Genomic DNA, 3,293 nt, shown 5'->3' on the forward strand with positions numbered 1-3,293 from the left:
CAGGAACGGCTGGATCGTATGGTGCAAGCGTAGGAGCCGGATGATGGGAAACTATCAAGTCCGGTTCCGTGGGAGGGGTAGAGGACAATCCCACCGGGAACCCTCGCCCCTACCCGACGGCGTCGAGAATTTTGAGGAGATCAATATCCGCCACTCGAAATTCGCCGCAAATCGGTTCGCGCAGCAGGCCGAGCCGGCGTTGACCCACTTCGCGGATTCCTCGCCAACGCATTTCATCAACGGCATCCGCACCGCGCGGGACCGCATCGTCGCGCGCACCGACGAGGATCGCACGAGCTTCCTGCGCAACCGTGGCTTCTCCAAAGCCGACACGGCCAAGGTCATCGCCACGGTCCTCGACGAGGAGGGGCATCCTGCCGCGTCACTCTACGACTTCGTGCAGGGCATCACCGCCGTCGCGCGACACAAGACCCATCAGGACGATCGCCTCGATCTCGAGAGCAAGGCCCGAAAGCTGATGGAGCGCGCCAACTGACCGCGTTGGCGCCGGACATAGTCCGGCGCCGCGCTTCCAGATTCTGGAGACTTGCCATGACCGAGAATTCGGTGGCACCGACGCGAGCCTATCGCGTCACCGTCGACTTCTTAAGCGGCGGCCAGTGCTTCGCCAGCGAGCAATATGATATCGAGGCCGAAGATCCGGCCGAGGCTGTCCGCCTTGCTCTCATCCGGGCAGAGGACAGTATTTACGACGATCCGCGTGTCCCCGACCGGGGCCGTCACGCCCATGTCGTGCCGGTCACCGACGGAGATGACCCCGATCCTCAATCGCCCTGTCCCCCGGCCGCGCGGAAGCCAGTCTGTCCGGACTGCGGAAGCGATGAGATCGTCCGCGACGCCACGGTGAGATGGGATCCGGACGAACGAGGCTGGTCGATTTCGGGACTCTTCGACAATGAGACCTGCGACGATTGCGGGGCCGAAGGGGATGGCTTCGCCAATTGGGTCGCCATTGCCCCTAAGCCGCACGCCGACCGCGTCTTGCCTGTCCTTCCAACTGCCGCGCCGGCGGTGCTCGAAACCAGCCCTGATCACCTGCCTGCCGAGATATCGTCCGTCCAGACGACCGACGCGACCACCTATCGCCTGGCGATTGCCTTGCTACCGCCAGATCGCCGGGCGATCTTCGAGCTGCACCAGCTTGGCGGTCTGCCTTATTCGGAGATCGCTGAACGGACCGGCACTTCCGTTGCGCACGTCGAACGAGAAATCGGTGCGGCGCTAAGCCATCTGGCGATACGCCTACAGGATGATCTCGATCGCTCAGCGTGAAACCGGCCAAGTTCCGATCCGTCGCCGACGGAGAACCCGCGCTCGGTAACGACGAGGCTGGAGGGGAGAGGGCGAAGCGCGGCGAGGCAGCGGAATTGGCCGCTTCCCGCCGGAGCATCCCCATGACCCTTCCCGTCACCATCCGTACCTCGGTCAGCCAGGCCGCGATCACCAAGGTCACCCGCCTGTTCAACGGCAGCATTGCCGATGTGCTGAACGAACTCCTCCAGAACGCGCGCCGCGCCGGTGCCAGGCGTGTCGATATCGACACGCTGGACCTCGCCGGCCATCCGACGCTCAGCGTGCGCGATGACGGGCGGGGTATCGACGATCCCGCGGTTCTCGTGACGCTCGGCCAGTCCGGGTGGGACACCGATACGGCACGCCGCGAAGACCCGGCCGGCATGGGGGTGTTCAGTCTCGCCGGCCACCGCATCGAGATCCGGTCCTTTTCCTCCCGGGCTGGGCAAGGCTGGCGCATCATCATTCCCGCAGACGCCTGGGAGACCAGCGCCGCCCTGAGGGTGGAACCATTCCCGATCGATGCCGGAACGGAAATCCTGATCGATCTTCCAGAGACTTGGGAGAATATGCTCGACGCGCAGGTTCGGATCAACGCGTGCTCTTATCCGATCGCGGTCTTTCTGCGCGGCGAGGAGATTGATCGCTCGGATTTCCTGACCGAGGCCGCCTATGTCGAGACAGGCTCGGGCGTTCGCATCGGTGTGTTTCGCGACACCATGCTTCACGGCAATCACGGCTCGCAGTTCAATTTCCATGGCGTTCGGGTCGCCTGTGACCTTCCCTCGAAGCGAGAGATTGATCAGCCCTTCACCTGGCGGACCCGGATCGACATTGTCGATGCCCCCCAGCTTCAGCTCGTGCTCCCGGCGCGAAAGGAATTGGTCCAGAATCAAGCGCTCACGGCAATACGGGAGGCAGCGGAACGCGCAATCTTTCGCGCCATTCGCGTCGCCGGCGCCCACCGCCTCTCGTTCCGCGAATGGCAACGGGCCAGCACGCTCGGGATTGACCTGCCCGAAGCGGAGGCTGGGCTCGAACCCTGGTCGCCAACGCCGGTGCATGGACGCGAAAGGGCTGACACCTTGGTGAGCATTCCGGCGATGGTCCGCATGCAACCGCTTGAGCCGCACCTCGAGCATTGTGTGGCGCGGGCGTTTGCCAGCAACATTGGAGTGATTGACGGAGCGCTCGTTCGCTCGGACGATTCCTTCGCGGGCTATGCCTGGTACGACTGTTTGCCGCGCATCTCGGATCTGCGGTTCGTAATCGAGCACGAAACGCAACTCTATCAGATCCGCGGCGACGAAGAACCGCTGCCGGATGCGGTGGAATCCGGTCCGGTCGATTCGATCGTTCTCGATTTCGCAATCGGGGCCGGCGATCGGCCGGATTCACAGCGCGAGCGGATCGGCATTCCGACGGATGTCGTGATCGACCTTCAAGACTATTATTGCGGGGTCGATGACATCATCCTTCTTTGGACGAGATCGGCGACGATAGACCTCGACGACGCCGCAGACCTGCTGGAGAATGCCTGTTTCAGCTTCGACGAGGATCGCGGGCGCGACAGCTACGACACGCAATTGCGCGAATTCCGGATCGAGGCGCGGCATCTCGCCACCAGCTTGCTGCTCTCCGAAGAGGCGGCCGCCCTCCAGCGGATCCGTACAACGCTTCAGAACGAGCTTTGCTGGCTGATCCCCGAGGGACGGACACTCTCAGTCACCGCCAGTCGGACTGAGATCACCTTGGCCTTCGACTTGCCCCCGCGCCGGGCGTCGTGATCGCCCCCGATCTGCCGTGCGCGCCGGTCATCGCGGCCTATGGAGCCGGCGTCAATTCAACCGCGATGATCTGTGGAGAATCGATAAGCTCATATGACGTTGACGGTTGCAGGCGGCGTCCGGCGACCGTCGAGAACCATTAATCTCATTCGCAGAATCGGTTCTCGATTCGCCGGTGGCCTCCGAGAATCG

2 protein-coding genes and 1 pseudogene are annotated in these 3,293 nt (G+C 63.3%); all 3 read left to right on the top strand.

The window, feature by feature from the left end; genetic code table 11:
• Positions 1-118 precede the first annotated feature (118 nt).
• A pseudogene (locus tag D0Z70_RS24210) lies at positions 119-496 on the top strand (DUF932 domain-containing protein); the annotation flags it as partial.
• A gap of 56 nt (positions 497-552) precedes the next feature.
• Complete coding sequence (locus D0Z70_RS24215) at positions 553-1,293, top strand: sigma factor-like helix-turn-helix DNA-binding protein (protein WP_119750758.1); 741 nt, start codon at positions 553-555, stop codon at positions 1,291-1,293.
• A gap of 122 nt (positions 1,294-1,415) precedes the next feature.
• Complete coding sequence (locus D0Z70_RS24220) at positions 1,416-3,101, top strand: ATP-binding protein (RefSeq protein ID WP_119750760.1); 1,686 nt, start codon at positions 1,416-1,418, stop codon at positions 3,099-3,101.
• Positions 3,102-3,293 lie beyond the last annotated feature (192 nt).

It is taken from the genome of Sphingobium terrigena (genome assembly GCF_003591655.1).
GTDB lineage: Bacteria > Pseudomonadota > Alphaproteobacteria > Sphingomonadales > Sphingomonadaceae > Sphingobium > Sphingobium terrigena.

What these genes read in the sequence shown, in the direction of transcription:
- D0Z70_RS24220 (WP_119750760.1), top strand. Translation starts at nt 1,416, where the DNA reads ATGACCCTTCCCGTCACCATCCGTACCTCGGTCAGCCAGGCCGCGATC.
- D0Z70_RS24215 (WP_119750758.1), top strand. Translation starts at nt 553, where the DNA reads ATGACCGAGAATTCGGTGGCACCGACGCGAGCCTATCGCGTCACCGTC.